Consider the following 26,845-nt stretch of genomic DNA (forward strand, 5'->3'; position numbering starts at 1 on the left):
GACGATGGGCGCCTGCTGGTGTGAGTGGGCTTATATTCAGGAAGGTTCTGACTCGCAAGCCCAAAAAACACTTTTCTGAAAAAAATCGAATATACTGCAAAAATGGGGAAAACTTCGGTTGGCGGTTTCATTATTTCGTTGAAAATAAAGAAAAAGCCGGATCATGTGATCCGGCTTCCGGTATTTCGAAAAGTTCCTTTTCTAGCCCTTGCAGCGCCAGTTCCAATCGCGTTCCGGGCCGACATCGACGTGAACCGATGTCGTATGGCAATAGGTGCCGACACCGCCGCGCCCGGACATGGATCGGGCGAAGCGTGCTACTTCCCACTTGGAAACGCCATCGATCTGAATATCTGCAGCGGCACAGATCATGTGAAGCGATTTGCGGGCACCGTTGACCTTGCGGTTATAGGAAGGGCTGCGATAGCCCGAGGTCACCATTACAGGACGGCGAAAATGCCGCTCCATGGTTTTCAGCATGGATACGAGCTGCGGCTTGAGGCAGGCAACATCTACGGTCTGCCTTTGGACTTTCAGGCCATTGGGTGCGAGCCGGGCGAGGCCCGGAGCCGAAGCAAGCGTTACGCTTGCAAACTGATCGTCTTCGTTCGCGTCGATATCGCTATCGTCATAAAGGCTGTTGCGATGCTTGATTTCCACGCCGCCATTGGGGCGCACGCCGGGCAGCGAATAATTATATTCGTGCTTCGCAGATGGTGAAACGGGCTTTGCGACCGCAAGCTTTCTGTTTTCGGTCCTGTCGGAGCGTGTGCCGGTCGATTCGTCGGAGAAAAGCCGGGCTATGCTGCCTTGCGAGGCCGTTGGGCGTTGCGGTGAGGCATAAGCGCTCTTCGTTGAGCCGAACAATGAAGCAACCCGTACAGGCTTTTCAGCTTCGGCGGGTTTTGCCGCTGTGGTTTGCTGTGGTTCTGCAGCTTCGGCTGTCTTTTCTTCCTTCGCCTGTTCCTGCTGCTTTTTCGCGGCTTCGGCTGGAGCGGTTGCCGCTGGCTGTTCTTCTGCTTGCGCAGGTGCTGGTTCAGCGGCCTTGCTGCCACCGAACATGCTGAAAAGCGATGAGCTCTTGGGCTGCTGTGGGGTGAGAGCGGCTACCTGTGTTGGTTGCTGTTCAGCGGCTGTCGCAGTTTCGGTCGGTTTTGCCTGCTCTTTATTACTGGTGTTGGTCGCTTCGGCAACGGTCGCGGGCTTTGTTTCACCCGGCTTGGCTTCCGCCTTTTTCTCTTCCGTCGAAGGGACCGTCGTTGCCTCGGCGGCAGCGGTCTGATCGGCGGCACTTTGTAATGTATCGGCAATCATGGAGTCGCCAGTTGCGGACGTCATCTGAAGCGGCTTTCCGTCAAGCCCTGTACCGGTTGACGTGCAGGAGGCGACAAGAAGCGCAAGCAAAGCCACGCTGCCTGAGAGAAACCTGCCGGTGGTCCGGTGTGTAGAATGTGCAAATTTCAACAGTCTGCTCCAGCTCGATTTCCCTGACCAGTCTGGCGACCCGAACTCATTCGAGCCTCTGGTTTCGGGAGATCGGCTCTCCCGTGCGAGGCTGACGTCATGTTTAATGGCTATCGTCCCCACAGTTCCCGACTGTCTATGCCGGGAAAGAAATTCAGAAATATCAGCGTTTTATGATGGTCACTTCAGAGTTGTGACCGACATTCCGCCGTATTAGGCAAATCACCTGATCGGCAATTAGTTACCAATTTTTAAGTTTTTTAATCGCCGAAAGCAACTATTGATGCAGAATTAGCGTTAAATGACTTCGGGTTCAGTGCGGAGTATTCAGTTATAACGAAATATTACTTTATGTAACCTTTGGTTACATATATCATGCCTGTCCGCCGGCGGAGATAGTCTGCAAGCCGCGTTCCGCCTTCAGGATAGGCGAATTTCCGATTCACATCACTCACTTGTTGACAGGATGCCTCGACTTGGTGCTATCCCTTGGCAATTGCTTTATCTTTGTCTGGTGTCGTGGCCAACGGCACCTTATGCGGCATTAACCGGGAACAGAAACATGACCAAGCGCACGCGGCAGATCGCCAATCTTTTGCTGGCAGCAACAGCGGCGGCGATGCTCACGGCATGCGCGGGCGGAAAAGAATTTCAGGGCACGCCGCAGGAAGGCGCTTCCCGTACCGGTGTTTTCCCGACATTCGGCCATATGCCGAAGGCTGCGACCACGCAGATCACTCCGGAAGAAAAGCAACAGCTTACTACCAAGCTTGATGCCGACCGCACGCGTCTGGCGGCATCAAGAGGCACCGGCGCCGGCTTCACGCCTGCCGAGGCTGCGAGCTTGCGCCAGCAGGCGCAGCAGGAAACGAACGCTACCCTGAAACAGATCGAAAGCGGGGAAGAGTAAATCCTCTTCCTTGGTTTTTGGCGCGCATCTTATCCGAAAACCGTTTCACACTTTTCGGGATGTGCTCTAAAGACGAAATCCGCGTTCTTTGACGCGGCAACACGTCTCGACCCGATTCGAGAACAGGTGTATAGCTCCATTGCGGCGCATACGCGCCATTACGTTCAACCCTCCACTGGAACAGGATCATGTCGGAAGAATTCCATAAAGTCCGTCGTCTGCCCCCTTATGTCTTTGAACAGGTCAATCGTCTGAAGGCATCGGCGCGAGCGGCGGGTGCCGACATCATCGATCTGGGCATGGGTAACCCTGATCTGCCGACCCCGCAGAATATCGTAGACAAGCTGTGCGAGGCCGTGCAGGACCCGCGCGCACATCGTTATTCTTCATCCAAGGGAATACCGGGGCTTCGTCGTGCGCAGGCGCAATATTATGCGCGTCGCTTTGGCGTGAAGCTCAATCCGGATACGCAGGTCGTTGCCACGCTCGGTTCCAAGGAAGGTTTCGCCAATATGGCGCAGGCCATTACTGCGCCGGGCGATGTGGTGTTGTGTCCGGACCCGACCTATCCGATTCATTCGTTCGGCTTCATCATGTCCGGCGGCGTGATCCGTTCGGTTCAGGCGAAACCGGATGACAGCTTTATTCCGACGCTTGAGCGCGGCGTGAAGCACTCCATCCCGAAGCCGATTGCGCTGATCCTCAATTTCCCGTCCAACCCGACGGCCTATGTGGCGACGCTTGATTTCTACAAGGATGTGGTGGCTTTTGCGCGCAAGCATGACATCGTCATCCTGTCGGATCTGGCCTATTCCGAAATCTACTTCGACGGCAATCCGCCGCCATCGGTGCTGGAAGTGCCGGGCGCCATGGATGTTGCGGTCGAGTTTACCTCCATGTCGAAGACGTTCTCCATGCCGGGTTGGCGCATGGGCTTTGCTGTGGGCAATGAACGCCTGATCGCGGCCCTGACACGCGTGAAGTCCTATCTCGATTATGGCGCATTCACGCCTATTCAGGTTGCCGCTACGGCAGCACTGAATGGAGACGGTTCGGACATCGCCTATGTGCGCAATGTCTATAAGCAGCGTCGTGATGTGCTGGTCGAAAGCTTTGGTCGTGCGGGTTGGGATGTTCCGCCGCCAGCCGCGACGATGTTCGCCTGGGTTCCGATCCCGGAACGCTTCCGTTCACTCGGTTCGCTCGAATTCTCCAAGCTTCTGGTAGAGCAGGCCGACGTGGCCGTCGCACCAGGCATCGGTTTTGGCGAACACGGCGATGATTATGTGCGCATTGCGCTGGTCGAGAACGAACATCGCATTCGTCAGGCTGCGCGCAACATCAAGCGGTTCCTCTCTGCCAAGGACGAGAACCTGCAGAATGTGATTCCGCTCGAAGGTCGTCGCGGATAATATTTTCAAGATGGCCACGGGCGGTATCATGCAGCCCGTGGCTTCCCACCCGATTAAGCCACTCCATACAGAAGGTCGATATAATGAGTGATGCATTACGGATCGGCGTTGCCGGCCTCGGCACCGTTGGTGCTTCGGTGTTGCGTATCCTGCGTGACAAGTCCGAAATGCTCACGCGCCAGTGCGGCAAGCCTGTGACGGTTACGGCGGTCAGCGCCCGTGATCGCACGCGGGATCGCGGGGTCGACCTGTCGGGCATTGCATGGTTCGACGATCCGGTCGAACTGGCCAAATCTGCCGATATCGACGTTTTTGTCGAGCTGATCGGCGGCGAAGATGGCCCGGCCAAGGCGTCCGTCGAAGCGGCTCTGCGCGCCGGTCGCCATGTTGTGACCGCCAACAAGGCATTGCTTGCGCGCCACGGCGTCGCGCTTGCGAAGATCGCTGAGGACAAGGGCGTTCTGCTCAATTTCGAAGCGGCCGTTGCAGGTGGCATTCCGGTCATCAAGGCGATGCGTGAATCGCTGACCGGCAATACGGTGTCGCGCGTCTACGGCATCATGAACGGCACCTGTAACTATATCCTGACCCGGATGTGGGAAGAGGGGATTTCGTTCGAGGACTGTCTCAAGGATGCGCAACGACTCGGCTATGCCGAAGCCGACCCGACCTTCGATATCGAAGGCAACGACACGGCGCACAAGCTGGCGCTTCTCACCAGCCTTGCCTTTGGCACGCAGATCGCTGCTGACGACATCTACCTGGAAGGCATCAGCAATATTTCGCTGGCCGATATCCGCGCCGCCGACGAACTCGGCTATCGCATCAAGCTTCTGGGCGTTGCGCAGAAGACCGATACCGGTATCGAACAGCGCGTGCACCCGACCATGGTGCCGACCTCGTCGGTGATCGCGCAGGTCCATGGCGTTACCAATGCGGTGGCAATCGAAACCGATCTTCTGGGCGAGCTTCTGCTTTCCGGCCCTGGTGCGGGCGGCAATGCCACAGCGTCAGCCGTGATCGGCGATGTCGCGGATATCGCCAAGAGCCGTCCGGGCTTCCAGCATGGCCCGGTGTTTGGGACGCCTGCCAAGGCATTGCAGCCTTACAAGCGGGCCAAGATGCGCAAGCACGCAGGCGGTTACTTCATCCGCCTGACCGTCCTTGATCGCATTGGCGCTTTTGCGGCCATTGCAAAACGCATGGCTGAAAATGATATCTCGCTGGAATCCATTGTCCAGCGCCCGCCGATGGACGATGCCGCCAGAGAAGGCATCAAGACGGTCATCCTCGTCACGCATGAGACGACCGAATCGGCCGTCAAGAAGGCGCTGGAAGCGATTCTCAAGGACGATCATCTGGTCGACAAGCCACAGATGATCCGCATCGAACGGGCCGGGTGAGCCTAAAGCCACCTCTCTTGCACGTTCGATTTACCTTTGTTATGAAAGCCGGGTCGGATTTGATCCGGCTTCATTCGTTTAGAGAGACAAGAACAGGAAAAGGAGGGCTGTATGATGTATGTGACGCGTCACGACTATCACCGTCAGCACGGCCCCGATTTTGCCCTGCATAAGTAATTTGTGCAGGGCGGAAAAAGACTAACACCACGGTCTTATCTGCCTTTTCCTGAAGGCGCGGTCGTTGAACCGCTGCCGGAATTTCGCCAGCACATCTATTCGTGTCGCGGTTTGGAAACCGGGCATTCGTGCGTGGCAGAATTGGGCTGATTGCCATGTCTCTTGTTTCTATTCAGAATCTTTCGCTGACCCTTCATGAACCCCTGTTCGCCAATCTCGATCTCGTTATAGGCGAGGGCGAGCGGCTTGGCATCGTCGCTGCCAACGGGCGCGGCAAGACAAGTCTTCTCCGCCTTCTTGTTGGTGAGGGTGAGCCAACGCTCGGTACCATCACGCGGTCGCGTGGGCTGAAGATCGGCTATGTTAGCCAATATATGCCAGAAAGCCTGTTCAGTCGCAGCTTTTACGAGGTTGTGCTGGATGGGCTCGACGATGAAGCGCGCGATTACGAAAGCTGGCGCGCCGATATCGTGCTGGATGATCTCAACGTCACCGAAGAACTGCGGCAGCGTCCCGTAGGGCAGTTGAGCGGCGGCTGGCAGCGGCTTGCACTTCTGGCGCGGGCATGGATATCTGAACCCGATGTCCTCTTGCTCGACGAACCGACCAACCATCTGGATCTCGAAAAAGTGCGGCTGCTGGAAACTTGGCTGAATGCGTTGCCGCGTTCGGTGGCGGTGATCGTCAGCAGTCACGACCGCGCTTTCCTTGATGCGGTGACGAAACGAACGCTGTTTTTGAGGGCAGAAAAATCTCCGGTTTTCGCCTTGCCATACAGTCAGGCCCGCGTTGCGCTTGATGAAATCGACGCGGCTGATGCCCGTCAGTTTGAAAAGGACATGAAAACGGTTCAGCAATTGCGCAGGCAGGCGGCGAAGCTCAACAATATTGGCATCAATTCGGGCAGTGATCTGCTCGTGGTCAAAACCAAGCAATTAAAGGCGCGGGCCGACAAGATTGAGGAAAGCGCCAAGGCGGCGCATGTGGAACGCTCTGCCGGCAAGATCATCCTGAACAGCAGAGGTAGCCACGCCAAGGCTCTGGTTGTTCTCGATCAAGTCGAAATTGCCACACCTGACGAACGGCTTCTCTTCAAGACGGGACAGCTTTGGATCAATCCGGCTGACCGGATTGTCCTCTTGGGCGCCAACGGTATGGGCAAGACGCGGTTACTGACGCTGGTGCGTGAGACCATTGTTGCACCGGATCAAGCGCAGGCTGGGATAAAGGCGACACCGTCCCTGGTGCTTGGATATAGCGATCAGGCCTTGTCGGAGCTTCGTCCGGACTGGACACCATTCGAGACGATTGCGAGAAGCTTCGACATTGGCGACCAGCGGACGCGATCCCTGCTGGCCGGGGCGGGCATGACGCTTGAAATGCAGGCCAAGCCGCTGGAACGCTTGTCCGGCGGGCAGAAGGCGCGACTTGCCATGCTGATTTTGCGACTGACCAATCCGAACTTCTATATTCTTGATGAACCCACCAATCATCTCGATATCGAAGGTCAGGAAGCGCTGGAAGTGGAACTGCTGCGCAATGAGGCGGCGAGCCTGATCGTCTCGCACGACCGCAGTTTTGTTCGCAATGTCGGCAACCGTTTCTGGATGATCGAAAGAAAAAGGCTGGTTGAAGTGGAAAGCCCGGAGTTTTTCTTTGATGGAATCGGAAGCTGATTGCCTGCAACATCTTTTGGTTGTTTAACGATTTCTGCAACTTCTGGCCGGGTGTGAGCGTTCACATCCGGCCCGGACATGAAACCAAGCGTGTATAGCTTAAATCGATTAAGAGTTTGAGCGTACAATGTTTTTAACTCTCCCGCCCTTGCAGGGGGCGGGGGACTTTGACAAAAGGTTTGCACAGTGTCGCTATAAGAGGCGGCAATCGCGGGCTTCTTGCGCCGCGTCCACGCAATTCGAATTCAGGACTTTGTTCAAATGGCCAAGACCGCAGAGCAGCACCCGCATGGATTAGTCCAGGGACTGGATCGCATTCTTACACTCGAATTGGTCCGCGTGGCCGAGCGTGCAGCGGTGGCCGCGGCGAGGCTGCGTGGCCGTGGCGACGAAATGGCTGCCGATCAGGCTGCCGTCGATGCCATGCGTCAGGAATTGAATCGACTTCCGATTGCTGGAACGGTTGTTATCGGTGAAGGCGAGCGCGACGAAGCGCCGATGCTTTATATCGGTGAAGAAGTCGGCACCAAGCAGGGACCGGACGTCGATATCGCGCTTGACCCGCTGGAAGGCACGACGATCTGCGCCAAGAACCTGCCGAATTCGCTCGCTGTCATCGCGATTGCCGAGAAGGGCAACCTGCTTTACGCGCCTGACGTTTACATGGAAAAGATTGCCGTCGGTCCGGGCTACTCGAAGGGCGTCGTGGACCTTGACGCCAGCCCGACGGATAACATCATGTCAGTCGCCAAGGCGAAGGGTGTGAAACCGAACGAAATCACGGCCTGCATCATGGACCGTCCGCGCCATGCACGCCTGATCGAGGAAGTACGCGCAACCGGCGCCGCGATCCGCCTCATTGGCGATGGTGACGTGGCCGGCGTCATGCATACGACAAACCCGGACGAAACCGGCATCGACATCTATATCGGCATTGGTGGCGCGCCCGAAGGCGTTCTGGCTGCGGCAGCCCTGCGCTGCATTGGCGGCCAGATGCAGGGCCGTCTCCAGCTCAACACCGACGAAAAGATCACCCGTGCCGCCAAGATGGGCATTGCCGACCCGAAGAAGGTCTATTCGCTGGAAGAAATGGCGAAGGGCGACGTGCTTTTTGCCGCTACCGGCGTGACGGATGGCAATATGCTCTCCGGCGTGAAGTTCGCCCGCGACTATATCCAGACTCACACTATCGTCATGCGTTCAAGCTCGCAGACTGTGCGCGAGATCAAGGCAAGGCATCAGGATCTGTCCAAGTTCTAGAGCGGTTCCTGTTTTAACGGAATCGCTGGAGCCGCGCTAACCATTTGTTTTGTCGCATTATCCTACGCAAAACCGTTTCACACTTTTGCTGGAAATGCTCCAGGACCTGTCGCGTCAGATATGACGACGAGATAAACGATCCCGAAAAGCGTCCGCGCTTTTCGGGATTTTTGTTTGGCGGCTCTTTGCAAAGGGCTCGACCAAAGATTTGTCATTTTGATCGGGATTGTGTTCAATCTCAAGGATATGAACAGTTGGAGCGGACATGATTGAAACGTCGAACAGGTTACGTATAGCAGTACTCTATGGCGGACGTTCTGCGGAGCACGATGTTTCCGTTCTCTCGGCTACCAATGTTATGAACGCACTGGATCCGACCAAATATGAGGCTGTTCCCGTTTATGTAACACGCACGGGACAGTGGCTGTTGAGCCATTTCCAGAACGGTATGCTGGAGAAACCCTCAAGTGGCGCAGAGCTATGTTTCGTGCCGGGTGGCTGCGGGCGCATCATTGTAATTCCTGATGCCGGTACTCCCTATGAGACGACCAAAATCGATATTTTATTCCCGGTTTTGCATGGTCTTCACGGTGAAGATGGTGCAGTGCAAGGCTTAGCTGAAGTTGCACGTGTGCCGCTGGCAGGTTGCGGTGTTCCGGGTTCTGCAAACGCCCTCGATAAGGATATTGCGAAGCGTTTGTTCAATGAAGCCGGTGTACCTACGGCAAAATCTATCGCGATCTACGACGGAGAGGTTCCGGCTTTCGACGCGCTCGAACGGGCTTTGAGTTTACCCATCTTCATCAAACCCGCCCGTCAGGGCTCGTCTGTCGGTGTTAATAAGGTTGCGACGGTAGCAGACTATCAAGCTGCCTTATCCAACGGTTTCACTTATGATGACAAGCTGCTGGCTGAAGAGTTCATTCAGGGGCGCGAAATCGAATGCGGGGTTATCGAGGACGAACATGGCGCATTGTTTATATCGCGCACGGGCGAAATCGTACCAGCGGAAACCCACAGCTTTTATAGTTATGATGCGAAATACATCGATGCCGATGGAGCTGCGATAAAGGTTCCGGCTGAATTGCCGGAAGAGATCGAGAATGAAATTCGCGAGATTGCCGCCAAGGCATTCCGCGCGCTTGGCTGCGACAGCATGGCGCGAGTAGATTTCTTCGTGACAGGAGATATGCGTATCGTGCTGAACGAGATTAACACCATTCCCGGCTTTACCGATATCAGCATGTACTCCAAGGTGATGGCGGTAAGCGGTATCAGCTATCCCGAAGTGATCGATCGGCTGGTTTCGCACGGTTTGGCGCGAGCGGCACGCGAGAACTGAGTTACTGTATGACGATCGGCGAACTTGTGCCTGATATCGCTTCCTATAAACCACAGGCGGCATTGCAAAAATGCCGCCTTTTGTGTCTTTAGAAACTTATGACGACAGAGCGCTTTTTCCTCGGAATAAAACAATCCGCAACCGGGCAGAAATGGGTAGACCGGCTTGGTCTGCGCGAGGCCAATACGGCACTTGCCATTGCGCAGCATCACGGTATTTCCGATCTGGTTGCCCGCGTGCTTGCCGGGCGGGGCGTATCCGTGGAGGGCGCGCCGAAATTTGTCGACCCGACCCTGCGCAGTCTCATGCCCGATCCTGCGACGCTCACCGATATGGAAAATGCGGCAGGGCGCATTGCCGATGCCATTCTGCGTCGCGAGACCGTGGCCATTTTTGGCGACTACGATGTCGATGGGGCGTGTTCGTCCGCCCTGATGGCGCGCTTTCTCAAACATTATGGCATTCAGCATTCGATCTATATTCCCGACCGGATTTTTGAAGGCTACGGTCCCAATCCCGATGCCATGCGCGATCTTGTTGCCAAGGGCGCGACCCTGATCGTGACCGTCGATTGCGGCACCAACAGCGCGTCTTCCATCACGGCAGCGAAACAGGCTGGAGCGGATGTCGTGGTGCTTGATCACCATCAGGTCGGCGGCGATCTGCCGGAAGATGCAGTGGCCATCGTCAATCCGAACCGCGAGGATGATATTTCGCAGCAGGGCCATCTCTGTGCGGCAGGCGTCGTCTTTCTGACGCTGGTGCAGGTCGCCAAAATTCTGCGCGAGCGCGGCAAAGGACCGGGTCCCGATCTTCTTTCCCTGCTCGATCTGGTGGCGCTGGCAACGGTTTGCGATGTGGTGCCGTTAACCGGGGTCAATCGTGCTTTCGTTGTCAAAGGACTGGTTGTGGCGCGTTCGCAAACCAATGTCGGCCTTGCCGCTCTGGCGCGTGTTGCACGCATTGGCGAACCGCTCAATGTCTTCCATTTGGGCTATCTCATCGGGCCGCGCATCAATGCGGGCGGACGCATCGGCGATGCGGGGCTTGGCGCTCGACTGCTGACGCTGGACGATCCGGCAACGGCGGATCGCATCGCCGTGGAACTCGACCGGCTCAATCAGGAGCGTCAGGCCATGGAAGCCGAAATGCTCATGGAGGCAGAAGCGGAGGCTTCGCTGGAAATCTCCGGCGGCGCGGGCGCATCTGTCATCGTGACGGCGAGTGACCGCTGGCATCCCGGTATTGTCGGGTTGCTTGCCTCGCGGCTCAAGGAAAAGGCGCGGCGACCGGCCTTTGCCATTGCCTTCAATGCCAATGGTGTCGGTTCGGGGTCCGGTCGTTCGATCATGGGGCTTGATCTCGGCAAGCTGGTGCGGGGCGCGATGGAGCGCGGGCTGCTCGTCAAAGGGGGCGGTCACGCCATGGCGGCAGGCATTACCATCGAGCGCGCAAATCTTGGCGCGTTGCGTGCTTATCTCGAAGAAGAATCGGCCCATATCGTTTCGCGCCTGCGCGAAAACCAGAGCCTTTCCATCGACGGTGCACTGGCTGCATCGGGGGCTACCGTGTCGCTCTATGAAGCTTTGCAGAAGGCGGGGCCATATGGTTCGGCACATCCCCAACCCATATTGGCGCTGCCGCATCATGTCCTGGCCGATGTGCGCGGGGTCGGGCGCGATCATGTGCGTGTTGCGTTGCGTGGCGCGGATGGAAAGCGCGTCAACGCCATCGCTTTCCGGGCAGCTGAGGGCGATCTTGGACGCTTCCTCTTCAACAATCTCGGCCAGAGCGTGCATGTGGCAGGCAATCTGTCGCTAAATCATTGGAATGGCTCGGTTACTCCTCAGATACAGATTCTGGATGCCGCTTTGCCTGTTTAAAGTTCCGGCCCTCTTTAAAGTTTCTGGGTCCATTTGAAATTTCTGGAGTTTTTTGTCTTCATGCTCTTGTGAGGGGTAGGGAGGAATTCCCATATGAGCACTGATTTAAACATTCATACATGTCTCTAAATGGGAGTAAACGATGCCGGGTTCCGGAAGCCGCCTGACCAAACTGACAGCTGCAATGGTATTGGGGCTGATCGCCTCTTTTGCTGCGGTCGATTTCGCCGAGGCTCGTCGTGCGGGCGGTGGCGGTTTCGGCAGCCGTGGCGCGCGTACCTATCAGGCGCCTGCTCCGACGCGTACTGCGCCTAACAATGCTGCGCCGATGGAACGCTCGATGATGCCGAATACCGGTGCGACGCAGACCAACCGTCCGGGTGCAACAGGCACGCAGAATGCTGCACAGGCGCAGCGCTCCGGTGGCATGTTCGGTAATTTTGGCCGCTCCATGCTGGGCGGTCTTCTCGTCGGTGGCCTGATCGGCATGCTGCTGGGCAACGGCCTTGGCGGTCTTGCCGGCATGTTTGGCTTGTTGTTGCAGGTTGCGGTGATCGCGCTCATTGCGATGTTTGTCATGCGCATGTTCGCAAATCGTCGCCAGCCGGCAGCGGCAGGCGTCGGTAATGCGGGCGCGCAGCCTTTCGGCGCGGCAAAGACCGCAGCCTCACAAGCTGGTTCTCAGGCCAGTTTCGGTGGCCGCACGCCTTCGGTGAACCCGTTCGAGAGCAAACAGGAAGCTGCTCCGGTGGTTGACGATGAACCGATGGATGTGGGTCAGGAAGACCTGGATCGTTTCGAACAGATGCTTTCTGAAGTCCAGACCGCCTATGGCCGCGAGGACTATGCCGCGCTACGCAAGCTTGCCACACCGGAAGCCATGTCTTATCTGGCCGAAGAATTGGGCGAGATCGCTTCCAGCGGCATGCGCAACGAGGTAAAGGACGTGAAGCTGCTTCAGGGCGACGTTTCCGAAGCCTGGCGCGAAGGCAATGTCGACTATGCAACCGTCGCGATCCGCTATTCGGCAATCGACGTCATGCTGGACCGCAACACCGGCGCCGTCGTCGAGGGCAACCCGAATGAGCCGGTGGAAAGCGTGGAACTGTGGACGTTTACCCGCACGGATGGCGGCGAATGGCTCCTTGCGGCCATTCAGGGAACGGAATAACCGTTCAGGATTGAAAAACCCGGTCTCTCGACCGGGTTTTTTATTTTACGCATGTCTTTTCCCGAAACCGGTTTCCACTTTCGGGAGCCATGCTCTGTTACCAGCTGCCGATATTTTCGGCGGAAGCCCAAGGCTCCTGCGGGGCCAGACGGTCGCCCTTCTGGATCAGCTCGATGGAAATGCCGTCGGGCGACTTGATGAAGGCCATGTGCCCGTCGCGCGGCGGACGATTGATGGTAATGCCTGCATCCTGCAATCTCTGACAAGTGGCATAGATGTCGTCCACTTCATAGGCGAGGTGGCCGAAATTGCGCCCGCCCGTATAGGTCTCCGGGTCCCAGTTGAAGGTGAGTTCCAGTTCCGGCGCCCGCTCGGCCTTCGCCCGGTCCGTGTCGGATGGCGCAGCGAGAAAGATCAGCGTGAAGCGGCCTTTTTCGTTCTCAGTGCGGCGGATTTCTTCAAGGCCGAGTTTGTTTACATAAAAATCGAGAGATTCGTCGATGTCACGAATTCTGACCATCGTGTGCAGATAGCGCATAGTCTTATCCTCGGCTGTTGTAATTCAGGTGTTCATCGAATCCGATGCTTGGAGCCGAAGGTCAAGTTATCACGGACAGAATGGCGATCAAAAATTTTGAGCAGCAGACGTGACCGGAATTGTCCCGGAAACATCATTGCCAAATTGACGGCGGGCCATATTTCAGGTGGTGGTTCAGTTTCAAATTGCTGCCGCGCTTTAAAAAAGTAACCATGAAACTGCGAAGTCTGTGGTCTTCATGGGGACGACATAAGTTTGGGCTTGCCGCCTCCGGTTAAGGAAGTGTTATTCTTTGGGCGAGAATCAGGTCGGAATCGCAACGGAAGAACAGAGGAGGGGCGAACGCATGGCGGACAAGTCTGTGTCAAATGACCAGTTTCACAGCCAGCACGCCTCGGAGGAGCTGGGCGACATCATCGAAGTTTCGGGCCATATCAAATGGTTTGATGTAGCCAAGGGCTACGGCTTCATTGTTCCAGACCAGCCAGGCCTGAATGACATTCTTCTCCACGTGACGTCGCTGCGTCGCGATGGCTTCCAGACTGCTCTGGAAGGTGCGCGCATCGTCTGCGAAGTCCGTCAGGGAGAACGTGGCCTGCAATGTTTCCGCGTTTTGTCGATGGATACGTCTACCGCCGTTCATCCGGCGCAGATGCCGCCGCAGCGCACTCATGTCATCGTTACGCCTTCGAGCGGTCTCGAGCGCGTGATCGTCAAGTGGTTCAACCGTACCAAAGGCTTCGGCTTCCTGACACGCGGTGAGGGTACGGAAGATATTTTCATCCATATGGAAACGCTGCGTCGTTTCGGCATGATGGAATTGCGTCCCGGCCAGGTTGTGCTCATTCGCTTCGGTGAGGGCGACAAGGGCCTGATGGCTGCCGAAATCCATCCGGATATCGGCACGGCAATCCCAGTTTCGCATTAGCGGCCGGTTCAAAGCGCGCTAAATCCCTGATCGTACTGTAACAAGCAGGTGAGGGGCGCCCTCTGTGGTCCCAAGCGGTCTTGTCGCCATCCTGTCCCGTTGATAGGTTCCAAACCAGTTTGTTTATCCAAGTAGGCAGGGTATGGGCCGCATTTTTCTTGCTTTCGCATTTGTTTTCTTTGCATTCGCTGCTCAGGCTGATGAAACCCAGCCAATGCGGCTGCCGGTCGACAAGGAACCGCTGACATTCGTCACCGCCAATGGAAACAAGGTGAATTTTGCGCTGGAAGTGGCCGAAAGTGACGATGCGCGTGTGCGCGGCCTGATGTGGCGCACGGATTTTCCCAAGGACCGGGCGATGATCTTCGTGTTTGGCGAGATGCGCCGCGTCATGATGTGGATGCAGAATACACCGTCGCCTCTTGATATGGTTTTCCTTGACGACAAGGGGCGCGTATCGGCCATTCACGAAAATGCGGTACCATTCTCCGAAAATATCATTTCATCTGAGGTTCCGGCAGCGTATGTCGTAGAACTTCTGGCCGGTACGGTTAAACGGACCGGCATAAAGCTTGGTGACAAGGCTATCCATCGCGTGATCTGCGGTGCGTGCAAGTCTTGATATCGAGACAATACAATCAAGAGGAATAATCAGGTGAGTGCCCTCGATATCGAATATTTCGAACATGACGGCTTGCGTCTGGCATACCGTCAGGACGGAGAAGGCGATCCGATCCTGCTCATTCACGGCTTTGCGTCTTCAAGCCTCGTCAACTGGGTTTCACCCGGCTGGTTCCGCACGCTGACCGAAGCCGGATATCGCGTCATTGCGATCGATAATCGCGGGCACGGACTTTCGGCGAAACCCCATGACGAGGACGAGTATACACCGACCAAAATGGCGGCAGATGCAGCCGCACTTCTTGATCATCTCGGGATCGAAAAAGCGCATGTTATGGGCTATTCCATGGGCGCGCGTATTTCAGCATTTCTGGCTATCGAACACGCTCAGCGCGTTCATAGCGCCGTTTTCGGCGGTCTCGGTATCGGCATGGTGACGGGCGCTGGCGATTGGGAGCCGATTGGCGAGGCGCTTCTGGCAGAAGATCCGGCCACAATCACCCATCCGCGTGGACAGATGTTCCGCAAATTTGCCGACCAGACGAAGAGTGACCGTATAGCCCTTGCGGCCTGTGTGATCACCTCCAAGGAACTGGTTTCCGCTGCTGCGATTGCACGTATCATGCAGCCTGTTCTCGTGGCCGTCGGCACCACTGACGATATTGCAGGCAGCGCGCAGGAACTGGCCGATCTCCTGCCAAATGGACAGGCCGTGGATATTCCAGACCGCGACCACATGCTGGCTGTTGGTGACAAGGTCTACAAGCAGGCGGTGTTGCAATTTTTGAAAGAAAACCCGCTCTGACGGGAATTTGATCTTGGACAAAGAGCGCGCCGGCGAGGCGCGTCAAATTCGGCTGTGTCAAGGCAAACCATTTTAAGTTATGCTGCGCACCGAACTCGTATTGCGGTGCTGGGATTGAGCGAAAAGTTCGGCTGTCGTCTCCTCCTCGCGCGGTGCAAAACTGGAGTATGCATATGTCCGTTCGCACATCAGCGAAAGCGACCCCCGGTCTGGGTCAGGTCGATCCCATCTGGCATTCCATCCGTGCCGAAGCGGAGGAAGCTGCTAAAAACGATCCCGTATTGGGAACCTTCCTTTATGCCACGATCCTCAACCAGCCGAGTCTGGAAGATGCGGTCATGCATCGTATTGCCGAGCGTCTTGGCCATGCCGATGTGAGCGCCGATATTCTGCGCCAGACCTTTGATGCAATGCTGGATGCCAATCCGGAATGGTCCCAGATTGTGCGTGTCGATATCCAGGCGGTTTATGATCGCGACCCGGCTTATAACCGCTTCATGGATCCGATCCTTTATCTGAAGGGTTTCCATGCGATCCAGACCCATCGTCTGGCGCATTGGCTCTTTAATGAAGGCCGCAAGGATTTTGCCTATTATCTGCAGAGCCGTTCATCGTCGATCTTCCAGACCGATATTCATCCGTCAGCACGACTTGGCAGCGGCCTATTCCTCGATCATGCGACGGGACTTGTGGTCGGCGAAACGGCCTTGATTGAAGATAATGTTTCGATCCTCCATGGCGTCACGCTGGGCGGCACGGGCAAATCGAGCGGCGACCGTCATCCGAAAATCCGCCATGGCGTGCTGATCGGTGCTGGTGCGAAAATTCTCGGTAATATCGAAGTCGGCCATTGCTCGAAAATCGCGGCCGGTTCGGTGGTGGTGAAGCCCGTCCCGAACAATGTCACGGTTGCCGGTGTGCCGGCCCGGATCATAGGCGATACGGGCTGTGCGGAGCCTTCCCGCGTCATGGACCAGATGCTGGGCGAAGGGATTTAGGCGATACGTCGTATCGTTGCAGGCCGAACGGGCCGCTTGCTGGTTTTTTCCAGCATGCGGCCTATATTCTGTCAAAAGAAGCTATTAACTGCCGACAACCCTTGAGCACGGCTTTGCCGGGGGTTTACATAGGAAATTGCCGGGTGCAATAAACCGGCTCAATTCAATATCAGGAGAAGCCGGTTGAAACCCGAAGAACTCAAAAAACTGGACGCTTATTTCAAACGGACCTTCAACAATCCCGGCCTGCAGGTGAAGGCGCGCCCGCGCAAGAACGACTCCGCCGAGCTTTACCTCAATGACGAATTTCTTGGCCTGATCTATAAGGACGAGGATGAGGGCGAACTCTCCTACAATTTCTCGATGGCCATTCTCGACGTTGATCTTTGATCGGCCACGGCAATCGCGTCCAAACGACGCTGACGCCAGACATGAATGCTATTTGACGCCCTTTCCACAATGGAGAGGGCGTTTTGTTATCCTGACACCACTATCCCTGAGCCTTGGTTGTCTCTATGAAATTTGGTTTTTCATTGGCCATGCTCCTGATGGCCCTGTCTTTAGCTGCGCGCGCAGAAATTCTGGGAACTATCGAAACCGAGCAGGACGATGGCTCGCGCTCGGTGATTGAGATCCTTGATGAGCCGCAAAGCGTCGGGAAATGTGACGGCGATTATGCTGCCGCAGCTTATATCATGGATCGCGACTTTTCCCTTCTCGCGGGAAAAGGCTGCTGGAAGCTTCTCGGATCGGCGGAAATATTAAAGCTGGAAATTGTGCTGGCTGCCACGGAGGAACATCTTTTGAGCGGGGTTCCGCTCAGCAAGATCAGGTTTAGCGAGGACGGGCAACGAGCTCTCCAGGAATTGAGCGGGAAGTAGATGTGCTTGTCTTAGAGCGGTTTCTATTTTTACAGAACCGCTGGAACCGCTCTAACTATTTGTCTTGTCGCATTATCCTACGCAAAACCGCTTCGCACTTTTGCTGGAAATGCTCTAGGTTCTGACTCTAGGGCCGCTGATGCCGCTCCAGCCCATCAACTAACAGTATCAATCCGAAATCGAACAGGCTCTCCGGGCCTTCTGCATCCAGCGTTGCGATGGCTTCGGCCATTGTTGATGTTGCCGCAATATTCGCCTCATCGGATGGCGTGGTTTCGTGGAAGTCAGCCTGTTGTTCCAGCGCTGAACCGACGACATAATGGCTTATGGTTATCAGTGCGCGTGCTGCATCGGCGGGCGTGAATCCCGCGTGAACCAAAAATTCGATCTGAGCTTCCGCCTGTCCCATCTGATTGTTATTCGGGCGCGTTCCGGCATGGATGCGCGCACCATCGCGATAAGTCAGCAACGCCCGCCGAAAACTACGCGCATTCTCAATCAGGAAATCTCGCCAGTTCTCCCCAGCACGCGGTGAGGCGTGGTCGTGATGCTCTGCCAAAATCGTTTCCGCAAGGGTATCCAGCAGTACGCGTTTGTTTTTGAAATGCCAGTAGAGCGCGGGTTGTTGCACGCCTAGTCGTTCGGCCAGACGACGGGTCGTCAGACCTTCTTCTCCAACCTCGTTCAAAAGTTCCAGTGCCGTTCGTATCACGGCGTCACGGTGTAGTTTTACCAAAGCGCTCACCAAATCAGTTATGCCTTGACAATTTATCATTGATAAATTTTAAGTCCAGTTCCTTATCGATGATAAATTACAGGACTCGGCATATGAACCGCACATTGATGATCGTTCTGGCTGTTACTGCCTTGGACGCGGTGGGAATAGGGCTGGCGATGCCAGTCCTGCCCAGCTTGCTGCGCGATGTGGCTCATTCCGAAGATGTGGCGGGTCACTATGGAATGCTGTTGTCTCTTTATGCGCTGATGCAGGTTTTCTTCGCTCCAGTTATGGGGCGAATGTCCGACCGGTTTGGCCGGAAACCGATCTTGCTTGGCTCGCTTATCGGAGCGGCAATCGATTATGCCATCATGTCTGCCGCCCCCCATCTCTGGGTTCTTTATGTTGGTCGCATCCTGTCGGGCATGATGGGAGCGACGATGGCGGTCGCTGGCGCCAGCGTAGCGGATACGGTGGAAGAGGGCACACGCGCTCAGGCGTTTGGCTGGCTGGGTGCGTGTTACGGCGGCGGTATGATTCTTGGACCGGTCATTGGTGGCGCATTGGGAAATGTGTCGCCGACAGCTCCGTTCGCAGCCGCCGCGGCCATCAACGGCCTTATGGCCCTGTCTGTCTTCCTTTTGATGCGGGAGGTTCGACGAACAACCAAACCGGAGCCCCAGACGAATGAGCCCTTTGGCACTCTTTTGCCATCGGGTGTGCAGAAGGGTCTGAAACCTTTGCTATGGGTTTTCTTTCTTCTGCAACTTGTAGGGCAGATACCAGCTGCCTTGTGGGTAATATTCACTGAAGATCGTTTCCATTGGGATACGACATATGTGGGCTTGTCGCTTGCGGCGTTCGGTTTGCTGCATGCCTTGTTTCAATGGCTTGGTACGGGTCGTCTCGTCGCAACAATTGGAGCTGGATATGCGATCATCATTGGAATGGCGGCGGATGGGCTGGGCATGGCAACCCTCGCACTTGCCACAGAAGGCTGGATGGTGGTGCCAATTCTTGTCTTGCTGGCATTTGGGGGGATAGCGATGCCTGCTCTGCAGTCCGTCCTTTCGGACAGGACCAGCCAAAACAAACAAGGGGCGCTGCAGGGCACGCTCGCTAGCCTCACAAATATCAGTGCTGTCGCAGGGCCGATTATCTTTACAGCCCTTTATATGAGGACTGCTGCCAGCTGGAACGGATGGGTGTGGCTGGTCGGGCCAGCAATCTATCTGGTGGCGGCTCCATCGCTCGTTTTCGTTCGGCGTCAGTCGGCAGGTTTGCCGTCAAGGAGATGAGCACTGGCAAAATCAATGACTGCGCTGTCCAGTGACTTCCAGTCGCCAAGCATGGAGCGGGGGAAGCGATAGAGTATCTGCAGGTCGCGTCCGAACTGGACATCGCGTTCGCATGAATTGAAGCTTTCCGCCGCACTGTCCGCTAGGCATCGCGCTACGAATTCCGGCTTGCCGCTGCTCGGGTCGGACAAGATCAGTTCCTCGCCCTTATAACCGCTATTTTCGAGAAAGCGGTGTACGGTCAGATTTCCGGGGGCAGATTCCCCGTTCGGGTCTATCAACTCGGCATAGATCGGCAGATAACGCCCGCTCATGTCGCGGGACATGGTTCGCTGCTCGATGGACATGAAAATGAGATGCCGTTTCGGAGTGAGCAGGTTGAAGATGGCGCGGTCGCGTTCCGTGTAGCCGGTAAGGCCCGGCCAGCGGGCATAAAGATCGAGACGTCCGGTCACCCCATCGCGTCGCTGGTTCGAAAAGCGGATCATATTGGCTGGGATCGACAGGACGTTGTTGCCAATGATGATTTCATAGGCGTGCGTGCTGTCGGAGTGCCCACCTCGCGCAATCAGCGGACCAAGCAGACGTCCGCCAATATTCACGGCGACTGAAAGCAGAATCAGAGCGATAACCGCCAACAGCAGCCAGCCGAAGAGGCGACTTCCCATTTTCGAGGCGGTGTAATCTGGTGCTGTTTCCATCAGGGTGTCATCGTGATGATATTGCAAAAGAATATCGGTCTTTTATGGTTAACAGAGCGTGAAGTCGGGCTTGTATGACAGCTTGAAACGGCTTAGCGATTCAATATCGAGTTTGCCGATGGAGGAAGTACATGCCGATCTATGCATATAATGGGCACAAGCCGCAATTCGCGGACCGCAGCAGCAACTGGATCGCGCCCGACGCGACCCTGATCGGCAAGATCGTTGTCGGTGAGAATGCCGGTTTCTGGTTCGGTGCTGTTTTGCGCGGCGATAATGAGCCGATCACCATCGGTGACGATACCAATGTTCAGGAACACACCATCATGCATACGGATATCGGCTTTCCGCTGACAGTCGGTGCAGGATGCACCATCGGGCATCGGGCCATTCTTCATGGCTGCACCGTAGGTGAAAATACACTGATCGGCATGGGTGCCATCGTTCTCAATGGCGCGAGGATCGGAAAGAATTGTCTGATCGGGGCGGGGGCTCTTGTGACCGAGGGTAAGGAAATACCGGATAATTCACTCGTGGTCGGTTCGCCTGCAAGGGTTCTGCGGGAACTGGACGATGCTGCGGTCGAAAAACTAAAGCTTTCGGCAGAACATTACGTCGAGAAGGCTCGGTCTTTCATGCGTGGGCTGGAACCAGCCTGAAAAGAAAAAGGACGGGGCCAGAGGGAGACTGACGGCCCGTCCTTTTTCGATTTATCTTTTTGGTTAGTTCTTGATGCTGCCGACCAGGAGTTCGCGGTCGCTCTTGATCGAGACCCAGCTTCCGGTGTTTGTGGTCGACTGGCGCTTGAGATAAGTGTAGTCGGTCTTGTTCCAGGCGAGGACGCGGGGATCGAGATTGTCGAGAATGAAGTCGCCGCGGTCGGTGCGAACCGTCAGGACAGCATGGCCTTCACCGTTCGGCTGGCGAACCACCGTGAAAAGCAGCGTATTGGCCGGGATGCCAAGCGCCATCAGTTCGCGGCGCTTCAAAAGCATGTAGTCGTCGCAGTCCCCCACTGTTGTCGGGTATTCCCAATATTCCTCGCGGCCCCAGGCTTCCATATCGGTCATCGGCGCAATCTTTTCGTTGACGCTCGCATTGACCGCAATGATCTGCTTCCAGATTTCCGGTGTCAGCTTCAGCATATTGCTGTTGCGGCTGGTGATATTGCATTCAGACCTATAGCGCTCACAGAATTCGTAATGGCCAATGGGCTGCGAAGTCCTGTCGCCGGTCGCCATCCATGGTGAATTGGAAGCGGGGCTTGCTGCCTCTGCCAGTCCGATTCCGAGCAGCATCAGCATGGCTGCGATAATGGTTTGTTTCGTCATTTTTTGTCTCCCTGTTGGAGACCAAGATGACTTAGACAATTTGAAGGCACGCAAATTTGTGCGCGAAAATGCGAGTCAAATTCGATTAAAACTGCAAATAACGCTGAAACTTTTTGTCAACGAACGGACAAATTCAGGGCAAATCGGTCTGTTTTTGCGGCTTTTTTGTGATTTCGGGTATTTCGCGGTTTGCCATTCCGTAACCTTGACGCGCGTTCATCTTTTGGGCGGATGCTTTCAGCCGAAAAGATTGTCCAGTGTTGTGCTGGTCTGGATGGTAGCGAATTCGACTGCGAAGCCGCCCTGGAAATGACGGACGACAGTCCCCCGGATCGGTCCAAGCATGACGCCGCTCTTGATCGCGGGCTTGAACTCGCTTTCGATGGCCGCACCGGAAAGCGAAAGGTCGGCAATGCGGCACAATCTTTGGGCGCCGTCGGCAAAAGTAATGTTTTGCTGGGTTTTGCGCGGCACGACGCGTTCGTGACGGCGATCTTCGGGCAGGGCAAGCTCGTGCTTGTTGGCGAGCCAGGTCAGCTGTGCGGAAAGCTTGTCTTTCTTCTGTTCCGACGCCGACAGGAGAATGTGGAAGCCTTCGGAGGTAACTTCGTTGGCAATTCCTTCGATCCGCCCGACGTGGTCGATATAGGCGATGATCCGTTCGCCGTTGCGCGGCGTTGCAATGCCGCTCATGAGCGCGGTTCCGGGTGACATACGCTTGATGATGCAGGGAAATTCGCTACGGTTTTCCAGCATGTAGCGCCCGTTGAGATCGACATTCACGGTGTTGAAATTTTCCTGCCGCACAGTGTTTGCAGGAGATGCCGCAGCAAATCTTTTCATCAAAACCGATCCATCTCGAAATTTGCCCACTCTTACTGCGGCAGACATTACATCACGGGCCAATAAAGAGAAATCGCGATTTCAACCCTGCATCAGGCTTTGCCGCCCTTGATGACGCGCAATTTCGGAGCTGCATGTTCCTGCGGCTTCGTCAGACGAACATTCGTCCATTCTCGGCCCGTTCGGGGCGCATTTACTGTGATGGCGGCCGATTTTCGCACGTCCTCTGCCAGAATCAGATCGGGGGCCACCGGTTCGATGGAATTTAAATGGCCGAGGACGATTGGATCTGCTCCAACCCATGTGACGGAATCAAGCACAGCGATGCTGCCGAGAAGGCTGACCTGTCCATTCGACGCTTCAAGCGGGGCGAGAAACATTTCCAGCCCAAGGCTTCGTCCGGACATGCTGATTCCAACATGCGAAATGAGGGCGGGGACTTCCAGCGTGCTGATATTTTGTGACAGTTCGCCAAGGGCTGCGCGGTCCCGCTCAGACCAGAGCGAGAGAAACCGTGTGTTCTTCAGTTCGCGACCGAACAGGGTGCATATGCGCGTTCCGGCCAGACGAAACGACAAATCGCCGTGCGTGTCGGCTTCAAGGAAGAAGAGATCGGACAGATGGCGTCCAAGCTTGCGCGGCTCGATCCGTTCGCGCATCGGGGCACGAAAGGCACCGCTTTCCGAGCGGGCCAAGCGCTGCCATTCGCTGAAAATCGCGATCGTATTGCGGTGTTTCATGATGCGCCGTTGATTTGTCCGTTGCACGCGGAGGCTGGCTCCGCTGTTGAACGCATTAAAATAGTATTAACGGCGAGGATGCCAGTTTAACCCTTTCTTCATCCACCGGGCTCGTCTGTTAAGGTTAATAATAAGTAATAGTTGCACGGCGCCGAAAGACGCGCTTTGATAAAACATCAGACGAAGCCTTTGACTTGGTTGGCGTTTTTCTGAGCTCCAGATTTAATTTCGCGAAAGATTTCTGTTCGCGTCAAGGCCGACCGGGAACCTCCGTCGGCCTTTATTTTTAACAAATTGTGCCCTATCAACATGCATCGACCAGACATATGAGGCCTCTTCAGTCCGATTGCGGTGCTTCGCATAAAATAGAAAGCAGCAGTTCATGAGCCTTCCCCAGCCGGAAATGAACGGCAATAACCGCCGGTCGGGCGGTAGTGAGCCGATATTCAATATTCCGGGCGTTGTTCTCGCTCTGATCGGCCTATGCGTCGCTGTGTATGTTTATCAGAACTATCTTGTCAGCGAGCAGCAGAACTATGAGTTCATGCTGAATTTCGCGCTCATTCCGGCACGTTTCTCACTGGCAGACGGTTTTACAGATCCCTCCGCCCTGTTCACGCTTATCAGCTATTCCTTCATGCATGGCGGAATTGCCCATATTGCCGTCAACATGATCTGGCTTGCAGCTTTCGGTTCTCCGCTAGCTGGCCGCATTGGTACGGGACGGATGATCGTTTTCTGGATATTCACGTCGGTGATTGCCGGATTGACTCATTATGCGATCTATCCGGACAGCGTTTCGCCGCTGGTGGGGGCATCGGGAGCAATTTCGGGGATGATGGGTGCTGCGGCGCGTTATGGTTTCCGCCGTATCGGCCATGGACGCAGATCGGAATTTGCAGGCCCCGTTCTCCCCGTGGGGCTAACCCTGACACTGAAGCCTGTACTGACCTTTGTGGGCGTCTGGTTCCTGATCAATATCATTACAGGTTTGTACTCGACCGGCGGCGCGGACCTTTCAAGCATTGCATGGGAAGCGCATATAGGCGGTTTCATCGCTGGGTTCTTCGGTATTTCACTGATGGATCGCCCGCGCAGCTATGATGCGGTGCTGAGGCGATAGGGCTTCCCCATTTGATGCCACTTGCCAATCTGACGATCAAAGCGCACCATCATGGAACGTGGTGGGGGGAGCTGCGTTCTGCTTCATATGGCTGTTGAAGCAGCAAGTGCTAAATCTTGGAGGGACTTTGGCATGACAGTAAGATCGATTCTCGAGACAAAGGGCAGGGATGTGTTGATTATCGCACCTGCCGATACGCTATCCCACGCTGTCGCCATGTTGAACAAACACAAGATCGGTGCGCTGGTGGTGTGCGACGAGGCCGGTCGAATTAAGGGTATCTTATCTGAACGCGATGTTGTGCGCGCCGTTGCCGCACAAGAAACCAAGGCTATGAGCATGCCGGTTGCAGAAGTCATGACGGCAAAAGTGCAGGTCTGCCGTGAACATCACACGATCAATCAGGTGATGGAAATTATGACGCGAAGCCGATTCCGCCATATGCCGGTGGAAGAAGGCGGCAAGCTCGTGGGAATCATTTCAATCGGTGACGTTGTGAAACGGCGCATCGAAGACGTCGAGCGTGAAGCGGAAGATATCCGCACCTATATCGCCACTGCCTGAGAGCTCGTTCCAAAAGTCGTCCTGTGGTTGCAAATGATAGCTTTTGGATTCAGTTTCCGAAACGACTTTTCCATATCTCCCGGCAGGAAAACCGGCCGGGAGTCATTTCATCCAAGAATCATAATCGAATCAACGTGCGCGGAGATAGCGTTCAGCAGCGTAAAGCGAAATGGCGGCCGCATTCGATACGTTGAGCGATTTGATTTCTCCCGGCATGTCAAGGCGGGCAAGCGCGGTGACCGTTTCGCGCGTCTTTTGTCGCAGGCCCTTGCCTTCTGCACCAAGTACCAGAGCGATTCGTCCGCCAGACAAGGTGGCCTCCATTTCCATCGGCCCTTCCGAATCAAGACCGATGGTCTGGAACCCGAGACCGTGCAGCTCTTCAATCGCTTCGGCCAGATTGCGCACTTCGATATGCGAGATCATCTCGAGTGCGCCGGAAGCAGCTTTCGCCAGAACGCCGGTTTCCTGCGGGCTGTGGCGACTAGTGGTAATCAGTGCGCCGGCTCCGAAGGCGACGGCTGAACGCATGATGGCGCCGACATTGTGCGGGTCTGTCACCTGATCGAGGACGAGAAGCAGCGGACTCTCTTTCAGTTCAGACAGTTTTCGGGCGCGCAACGGCTCTGCTTCGATCATAACGCCCTGATGGACGGCCTCGGAACCAGTTTCCTTGTCGATATCACGCGGATCGACGATTTCGACAGGGAAGGGGAGAGATTCGGCCTCTCCGATTTCGAGTCGCGCAAAGCCGTTACGCGTGGCGCGCATACGCAAGATTCTGCGCTCCGGGTTTTCCACGGCGGCGCGGACCGTATGCAGGCCATAAAGGCGTACGGTGCCCTCGGCAACGGCGCTTGCCGAAATAGAGGGGCGCTGTGGTTTGCGCGGTGATTTGCCCTCTGTCACGGCCTTCTGGTCGCGATGTTGGCGGCGCAGGCGCGCATAATGAGAATCTTTGGGTGTGCGGGGCGAATTTTGATCGGTCATGGCGTGCTTATAACTCTTTAGATGAACGGAAGATAGCGACTTCACCTGTGATTGCTATCAGGCTGTTCTGATTGCCAAATAATCTCAAACGAGTAGAAAATCCTGAGAAATCCGGGCGTTTAAGCCTATGAAACGGGGGCGTGGAAGAGGAACTTTCCACGACGTTGTGGACGGACATGCATTCTTTTCGCTTTTACCCTGTTGACAGGGGATAAGCTTATCGTCATAAGGCCCCTCGCGGATCGACGGCTGGCCCAACAGTCAGCCAGAAGCCCCGCGGAAATGCCTAGTCGCTCGACTCTGCTGATAGTGATATCTGGAGGGATGCCCGAGTGGTTAAAGGGGACGGACTGTAAATCCGTTGGCTATGCCTACGTTGGTTCAAATCCAACTCCCTCCACCACTGTCGGATCAGAGTTAAGAGTGCGCGGGTATAGCTCAATGGTAGAGCAGCAGCCTTCCAAGCTGAATACGCGGGTTCGATTCCCGCTACCCGCTCCAAATTTTTCAGAGCGGTTTGGCGTGTAAGGAATCATCGACGGGCGGTTCGCCGTTCCGTTTTGGCATAAATGCTGGCCTGAAAGCCAAAAGGCTTTTGTGCTGGCGCTTGAGCGGTTCTAGAACAAAGAGAACAACGGCGATGGCAAAAAGCAAATTCGAACGTACGAAACCCCACGTTAACATCGGCACGATTGGTCACGTTGACCATGGGAAGACGTCGCTGACGGCGGCGATCACCAAGTTTTTCGGTGACTTCAAGGCCTATGACCAGATCGACGCAGCGCCGGAAGAAAAGGCGCGCGGCATCACGATTTCGACCTCGCACGTCGAGTACGAAACCGCAAACCGTCACTATGCCCACGTTGATTGCCCTGGCCACGCCGACTATGTGAAGAACATGATCACCGGTGCAGCCCAGATGGATGGCGCGATTCTGGTGGTTTCGGCCGCTGACGGCCCGATGCCGCAGACCCGCGAGCACATCCTGCTCGCCCGTCAGGTTGGCGTTCCGGCAATCGTTGTGTTCCTGAACAAGTGCGACCAGGTTGACGATGCAGAACTGCTCGA

General features: G+C 55.7%; 27 protein-coding genes and 2 tRNA genes. 21 read left to right on the forward strand and 8 right to left on the reverse strand.

The window, feature by feature from the left end; translation table 11 throughout:
- Positions 1 to 201 precede the first annotated feature (201 nt).
- On the reverse strand, positions 202 to 1,464 hold the full coding sequence (locus JNC70_RS08805; RefSeq protein ID WP_104755839.1) for a YcbK family protein: 1,263 nt from the start codon (positions 1,462 to 1,464) through the stop codon (positions 202 to 204).
- 562 nt (positions 1,465 to 2,026) lie between these two features.
- Between JNC70_RS08805 and JNC70_RS08810 the strand changes: the two genes are divergently transcribed.
- The 8 genes from JNC70_RS08810 (at position 2,027) to JNC70_RS08845 (ending at position 12,698) form a co-directional block, all read left to right on the forward strand.
- Positions 2,027 to 2,374, forward strand: coding sequence for a hypothetical protein (locus JNC70_RS08810; RefSeq protein WP_104755838.1), 348 nt, complete (start codon positions 2,027 to 2,029; stop codon positions 2,372 to 2,374).
- 188 nt (positions 2,375 to 2,562) lie between these two features.
- The gene (locus JNC70_RS08815; RefSeq protein WP_104755837.1) at positions 2,563 to 3,786 is read left to right on the forward strand and encodes an LL-diaminopimelate aminotransferase; all 1,224 of its coding nucleotides are present in this window, start codon (positions 2,563 to 2,565) and stop codon (positions 3,784 to 3,786) included.
- An 83-nt stretch (positions 3,787 to 3,869) separates the two neighbouring features.
- On the forward strand, positions 3,870 to 5,189 hold the full coding sequence (locus JNC70_RS08820; RefSeq protein ID WP_104755836.1) for a homoserine dehydrogenase: 1,320 nt from the start codon (positions 3,870 to 3,872) through the stop codon (positions 5,187 to 5,189).
- 332 nt (positions 5,190 to 5,521) lie between these two features.
- Positions 5,522 to 7,042 (forward strand): ABC-F family ATP-binding cassette domain-containing protein, encoded by a 1,521-nt coding sequence (locus tag JNC70_RS08825; RefSeq protein ID WP_104755988.1) that lies wholly within the window; start codon positions 5,522 to 5,524, stop codon positions 7,040 to 7,042.
- Positions 7,043 to 7,303: 261 nt separating this feature from the next.
- Positions 7,304 to 8,302 carry a class II fructose-bisphosphatase gene (gene glpX, locus JNC70_RS08830; RefSeq protein ID WP_104755835.1) on the forward strand — a complete coding sequence of 333 codons (999 nt, stop codon included), beginning with the start codon at positions 7,304 to 7,306 and terminating at the stop codon, positions 8,300 to 8,302.
- 265 nt (positions 8,303 to 8,567) lie between these two features.
- A complete protein-coding gene (locus JNC70_RS08835) occupies positions 8,568 to 9,644 on the forward strand; it encodes a D-alanine--D-alanine ligase family protein (RefSeq protein ID WP_104755834.1) in 1,077 nt (358 codons plus the stop codon).
- 98 nt (positions 9,645 to 9,742) lie between these two features.
- Positions 9,743 to 11,527, forward strand: a complete 1,785-nt coding sequence (gene recJ / locus JNC70_RS08840) for a single-stranded-DNA-specific exonuclease RecJ (RefSeq protein WP_104755833.1) — start codon at positions 9,743 to 9,745, stop codon at positions 11,525 to 11,527.
- A 142-nt stretch (positions 11,528 to 11,669) separates the two neighbouring features.
- Positions 11,670 to 12,698 (forward strand): Tim44 domain-containing protein, encoded by a 1,029-nt coding sequence (locus tag JNC70_RS08845; protein WP_104755832.1) that lies wholly within the window; start codon positions 11,670 to 11,672, stop codon positions 12,696 to 12,698.
- Between the two features lie 97 nt (positions 12,699 to 12,795).
- Here the strand turns inward: JNC70_RS08845 and gloA are convergent, their stop codons facing one another.
- The gene (gene gloA, locus JNC70_RS08850; protein ID WP_104755831.1) at positions 12,796 to 13,236 is read right to left on the reverse strand and encodes a lactoylglutathione lyase; all 441 of its coding nucleotides are present in this window, start codon (positions 13,234 to 13,236) and stop codon (positions 12,796 to 12,798) included.
- A gap of 346 nt (positions 13,237 to 13,582) precedes the next feature.
- Between gloA and JNC70_RS08855 the strand changes: the two genes are divergently transcribed.
- The 6 genes from JNC70_RS08855 (at position 13,583) to JNC70_RS08880 (ending at position 17,469) form a co-directional block, all read left to right on the forward strand.
- Complete coding sequence (locus tag JNC70_RS08855) at positions 13,583 to 14,164, forward strand: cold-shock protein (RefSeq protein ID WP_104755987.1); 582 nt, start codon at positions 13,583 to 13,585, stop codon at positions 14,162 to 14,164.
- A 142-nt stretch (positions 14,165 to 14,306) separates the two neighbouring features.
- Positions 14,307 to 14,786 (forward strand): DUF192 domain-containing protein, encoded by a 480-nt coding sequence (locus JNC70_RS08860; RefSeq protein ID WP_104755830.1) that lies wholly within the window; start codon positions 14,307 to 14,309, stop codon positions 14,784 to 14,786.
- A 33-nt stretch (positions 14,787 to 14,819) separates the two neighbouring features.
- Positions 14,820 to 15,590, forward strand: coding sequence for an alpha/beta fold hydrolase (locus JNC70_RS08865; protein WP_104755829.1), 771 nt, complete (start codon positions 14,820 to 14,822; stop codon positions 15,588 to 15,590).
- Positions 15,591 to 15,763: 173 nt separating this feature from the next.
- Positions 15,764 to 16,588, forward strand: coding sequence for a serine O-acetyltransferase (gene cysE / locus JNC70_RS08870; protein ID WP_104755828.1), 825 nt, complete (start codon positions 15,764 to 15,766; stop codon positions 16,586 to 16,588).
- A 183-nt stretch (positions 16,589 to 16,771) separates the two neighbouring features.
- Positions 16,772 to 16,978, forward strand: coding sequence for a DUF3126 family protein (locus JNC70_RS08875; RefSeq protein WP_104755827.1), 207 nt, complete (start codon positions 16,772 to 16,774; stop codon positions 16,976 to 16,978).
- A 125-nt stretch (positions 16,979 to 17,103) separates the two neighbouring features.
- Positions 17,104 to 17,469, forward strand: coding sequence for a hypothetical protein (locus JNC70_RS08880; protein ID WP_104755826.1), 366 nt, complete (start codon positions 17,104 to 17,106; stop codon positions 17,467 to 17,469).
- Between the two features lie 127 nt (positions 17,470 to 17,596).
- Here JNC70_RS08880 and tetR read toward each other — a convergent pair whose 3' ends face one another.
- A complete protein-coding gene (tetR, locus tag JNC70_RS08885) occupies positions 17,597 to 18,214 on the reverse strand; it encodes a tetracycline resistance transcriptional repressor TetR (RefSeq protein WP_280952354.1) in 618 nt (205 codons plus the stop codon).
- Between the two features lie 83 nt (positions 18,215 to 18,297).
- Between tetR and tet the strand changes: the two genes are divergently transcribed.
- Complete coding sequence (tet, locus tag JNC70_RS08890; protein ID WP_104755825.1) at positions 18,298 to 19,485, forward strand: Tet(A)/Tet(B)/Tet(C) family tetracycline efflux MFS transporter; 1,188 nt, start codon at positions 18,298 to 18,300, stop codon at positions 19,483 to 19,485.
- Here the strand turns inward: tet and JNC70_RS08895 are convergent.
- Positions 19,455 to 20,186 carry a hypothetical protein gene (locus JNC70_RS08895; RefSeq protein WP_104755824.1) on the reverse strand — a complete coding sequence of 244 codons (732 nt, stop codon included), beginning with the start codon at positions 20,184 to 20,186 and terminating at the stop codon, positions 19,455 to 19,457. The two genes, tet and JNC70_RS08895, sit on opposite strands and share 31 nt — an antisense overlap.
- A 131-nt stretch (positions 20,187 to 20,317) precedes the next feature.
- Between JNC70_RS08895 and JNC70_RS08900 the strand changes: the two genes are divergently transcribed.
- Positions 20,318 to 20,845, forward strand: coding sequence for a gamma carbonic anhydrase family protein (locus tag JNC70_RS08900; protein ID WP_104755823.1), 528 nt, complete (start codon positions 20,318 to 20,320; stop codon positions 20,843 to 20,845).
- Positions 20,846 to 20,908: 63 nt separating this feature from the next.
- Here the strand turns inward: JNC70_RS08900 and JNC70_RS08905 are convergent, their stop codons facing one another.
- From JNC70_RS08905 to JNC70_RS08915, 3 genes are all read right to left on the reverse strand, one after another.
- On the reverse strand, positions 20,909 to 21,517 hold the full coding sequence (locus tag JNC70_RS08905) for a transglutaminase-like cysteine peptidase (protein ID WP_104755822.1): 609 nt from the start codon (positions 21,515 to 21,517) through the stop codon (positions 20,909 to 20,911).
- Between the two features lie 237 nt (positions 21,518 to 21,754).
- Positions 21,755 to 22,360, reverse strand: a complete 606-nt coding sequence (locus JNC70_RS08910; RefSeq protein WP_104755821.1) for a PilZ domain-containing protein — start codon at positions 22,358 to 22,360, stop codon at positions 21,755 to 21,757.
- 92 nt (positions 22,361 to 22,452) lie between these two features.
- Complete coding sequence (locus JNC70_RS08915) at positions 22,453 to 23,100, reverse strand: PAS domain-containing protein (RefSeq protein ID WP_245414765.1); 648 nt, start codon at positions 23,098 to 23,100, stop codon at positions 22,453 to 22,455.
- A gap of 382 nt (positions 23,101 to 23,482) precedes the next feature.
- Here JNC70_RS08915 and JNC70_RS08920 point away from each other — a divergent pair, with 382 nt between their 5' ends.
- Both JNC70_RS08920 and JNC70_RS08925 read left to right on the forward strand, forming a co-directional pair.
- The gene (locus JNC70_RS08920) at positions 23,483 to 24,223 is read left to right on the forward strand and encodes a rhomboid family intramembrane serine protease (RefSeq protein ID WP_104755820.1); all 741 of its coding nucleotides are present in this window, start codon (positions 23,483 to 23,485) and stop codon (positions 24,221 to 24,223) included.
- 132 nt (positions 24,224 to 24,355) lie between these two features.
- Positions 24,356 to 24,787 carry a CBS domain-containing protein gene (locus JNC70_RS08925; protein WP_104755819.1) on the forward strand — a complete coding sequence of 144 codons (432 nt, stop codon included), beginning with the start codon at positions 24,356 to 24,358 and terminating at the stop codon, positions 24,785 to 24,787.
- A 129-nt stretch (positions 24,788 to 24,916) separates the two neighbouring features.
- Here JNC70_RS08925 and JNC70_RS08930 read toward each other — a convergent pair whose 3' ends face one another.
- The gene (locus JNC70_RS08930; RefSeq protein ID WP_104755818.1) at positions 24,917 to 25,777 is read right to left on the reverse strand and encodes a TrmH family RNA methyltransferase; all 861 of its coding nucleotides are present in this window, start codon (positions 25,775 to 25,777) and stop codon (positions 24,917 to 24,919) included.
- A 318-nt stretch (positions 25,778 to 26,095) separates the two neighbouring features.
- Here JNC70_RS08930 and JNC70_RS08935 point away from each other — a divergent pair.
- From JNC70_RS08935 to JNC70_RS08945, 3 genes are all read left to right on the forward strand, one after another.
- Positions 26,096 to 26,180, forward strand: a tRNA-Tyr gene (locus JNC70_RS08935).
- Positions 26,181 to 26,204: 24 nt separating this feature from the next.
- A tRNA-Gly gene (locus JNC70_RS08940) sits at positions 26,205 to 26,278 on the forward strand.
- A gap of 139 nt (positions 26,279 to 26,417) precedes the next feature.
- A partial coding sequence (locus JNC70_RS08945; protein ID WP_374788577.1) for a GTP-binding protein occupies positions 26,418 to 26,845 on the forward strand: 428 nt, incomplete at its 3' end.

The sequence above is a fragment of the Brucella oryzae genome (assembly GCF_041929965.1).
GTDB classification, from domain to species: domain Bacteria; phylum Pseudomonadota; class Alphaproteobacteria; order Rhizobiales; family Rhizobiaceae; genus Brucella; species Brucella oryzae.

What these genes read in the sequence shown, in the direction of transcription:
- JNC70_RS08810 (WP_104755838.1), top strand. Translation starts at nt 2,027, where the DNA reads ATGACCAAGCGCACGCGGCAGATCGCCAATCTTTTGCTGGCAGCAACA.
- JNC70_RS08815 (WP_104755837.1), top strand. Translation starts at nt 2,563, where the DNA reads ATGTCGGAAGAATTCCATAAAGTCCGTCGTCTGCCCCCTTATGTCTTT.
- JNC70_RS08820 (WP_104755836.1), top strand. Translation starts at nt 3,870, where the DNA reads ATGAGTGATGCATTACGGATCGGCGTTGCCGGCCTCGGCACCGTTGGT.
- JNC70_RS08825 (WP_104755988.1), top strand. Translation starts at nt 5,522, where the DNA reads ATGTCTCTTGTTTCTATTCAGAATCTTTCGCTGACCCTTCATGAACCC.
- glpX (WP_104755835.1), top strand. Translation starts at nt 7,304, where the DNA reads ATGGCCAAGACCGCAGAGCAGCACCCGCATGGATTAGTCCAGGGACTG.
- JNC70_RS08835 (WP_104755834.1), top strand. Translation starts at nt 8,568, where the DNA reads ATGATTGAAACGTCGAACAGGTTACGTATAGCAGTACTCTATGGCGGA.
- recJ (WP_104755833.1), top strand. Translation starts at nt 9,743, where the DNA reads ATGACGACAGAGCGCTTTTTCCTCGGAATAAAACAATCCGCAACCGGG.
- JNC70_RS08845 (WP_104755832.1), top strand. Translation starts at nt 11,670, where the DNA reads ATGCCGGGTTCCGGAAGCCGCCTGACCAAACTGACAGCTGCAATGGTA.
- gloA (WP_104755831.1), bottom strand. Translation starts at nt 13,236, where the DNA reads ATGCGCTATCTGCACACGATGGTCAGAATTCGTGACATCGACGAATCT.
- JNC70_RS08855 (WP_104755987.1), top strand. Translation starts at nt 13,583, where the DNA reads ATGGCGGACAAGTCTGTGTCAAATGACCAGTTTCACAGCCAGCACGCC.
- JNC70_RS08860 (WP_104755830.1), top strand. Translation starts at nt 14,307, where the DNA reads ATGGGCCGCATTTTTCTTGCTTTCGCATTTGTTTTCTTTGCATTCGCT.
- cysE (WP_104755828.1), top strand. Translation starts at nt 15,764, where the DNA reads ATGTCCGTTCGCACATCAGCGAAAGCGACCCCCGGTCTGGGTCAGGTC.
- JNC70_RS08880 (WP_104755826.1), top strand. Translation starts at nt 17,104, where the DNA reads ATGAAATTTGGTTTTTCATTGGCCATGCTCCTGATGGCCCTGTCTTTA.
- tet (WP_104755825.1), top strand. Translation starts at nt 18,298, where the DNA reads ATGAACCGCACATTGATGATCGTTCTGGCTGTTACTGCCTTGGACGCG.
- JNC70_RS08895 (WP_104755824.1), bottom strand. Translation starts at nt 20,186, where the DNA reads ATGGAAACAGCACCAGATTACACCGCCTCGAAAATGGGAAGTCGCCTC.
- JNC70_RS08900 (WP_104755823.1), top strand. Translation starts at nt 20,318, where the DNA reads ATGCCGATCTATGCATATAATGGGCACAAGCCGCAATTCGCGGACCGC.
- JNC70_RS08905 (WP_104755822.1), bottom strand. Translation starts at nt 21,517, where the DNA reads ATGACGAAACAAACCATTATCGCAGCCATGCTGATGCTGCTCGGAATC.
- JNC70_RS08910 (WP_104755821.1), bottom strand. Translation starts at nt 22,360, where the DNA reads ATGAAAAGATTTGCTGCGGCATCTCCTGCAAACACTGTGCGGCAGGAA.
- JNC70_RS08915 (WP_245414765.1), bottom strand. Translation starts at nt 23,100, where the DNA reads ATGAAACACCGCAATACGATCGCGATTTTCAGCGAATGGCAGCGCTTG.
- JNC70_RS08920 (WP_104755820.1), top strand. Translation starts at nt 23,483, where the DNA reads ATGAGCCTTCCCCAGCCGGAAATGAACGGCAATAACCGCCGGTCGGGC.
- JNC70_RS08925 (WP_104755819.1), top strand. Translation starts at nt 24,356, where the DNA reads ATGACAGTAAGATCGATTCTCGAGACAAAGGGCAGGGATGTGTTGATT.
- JNC70_RS08930 (WP_104755818.1), bottom strand. Translation starts at nt 25,777, where the DNA reads ATGACCGATCAAAATTCGCCCCGCACACCCAAAGATTCTCATTATGCG.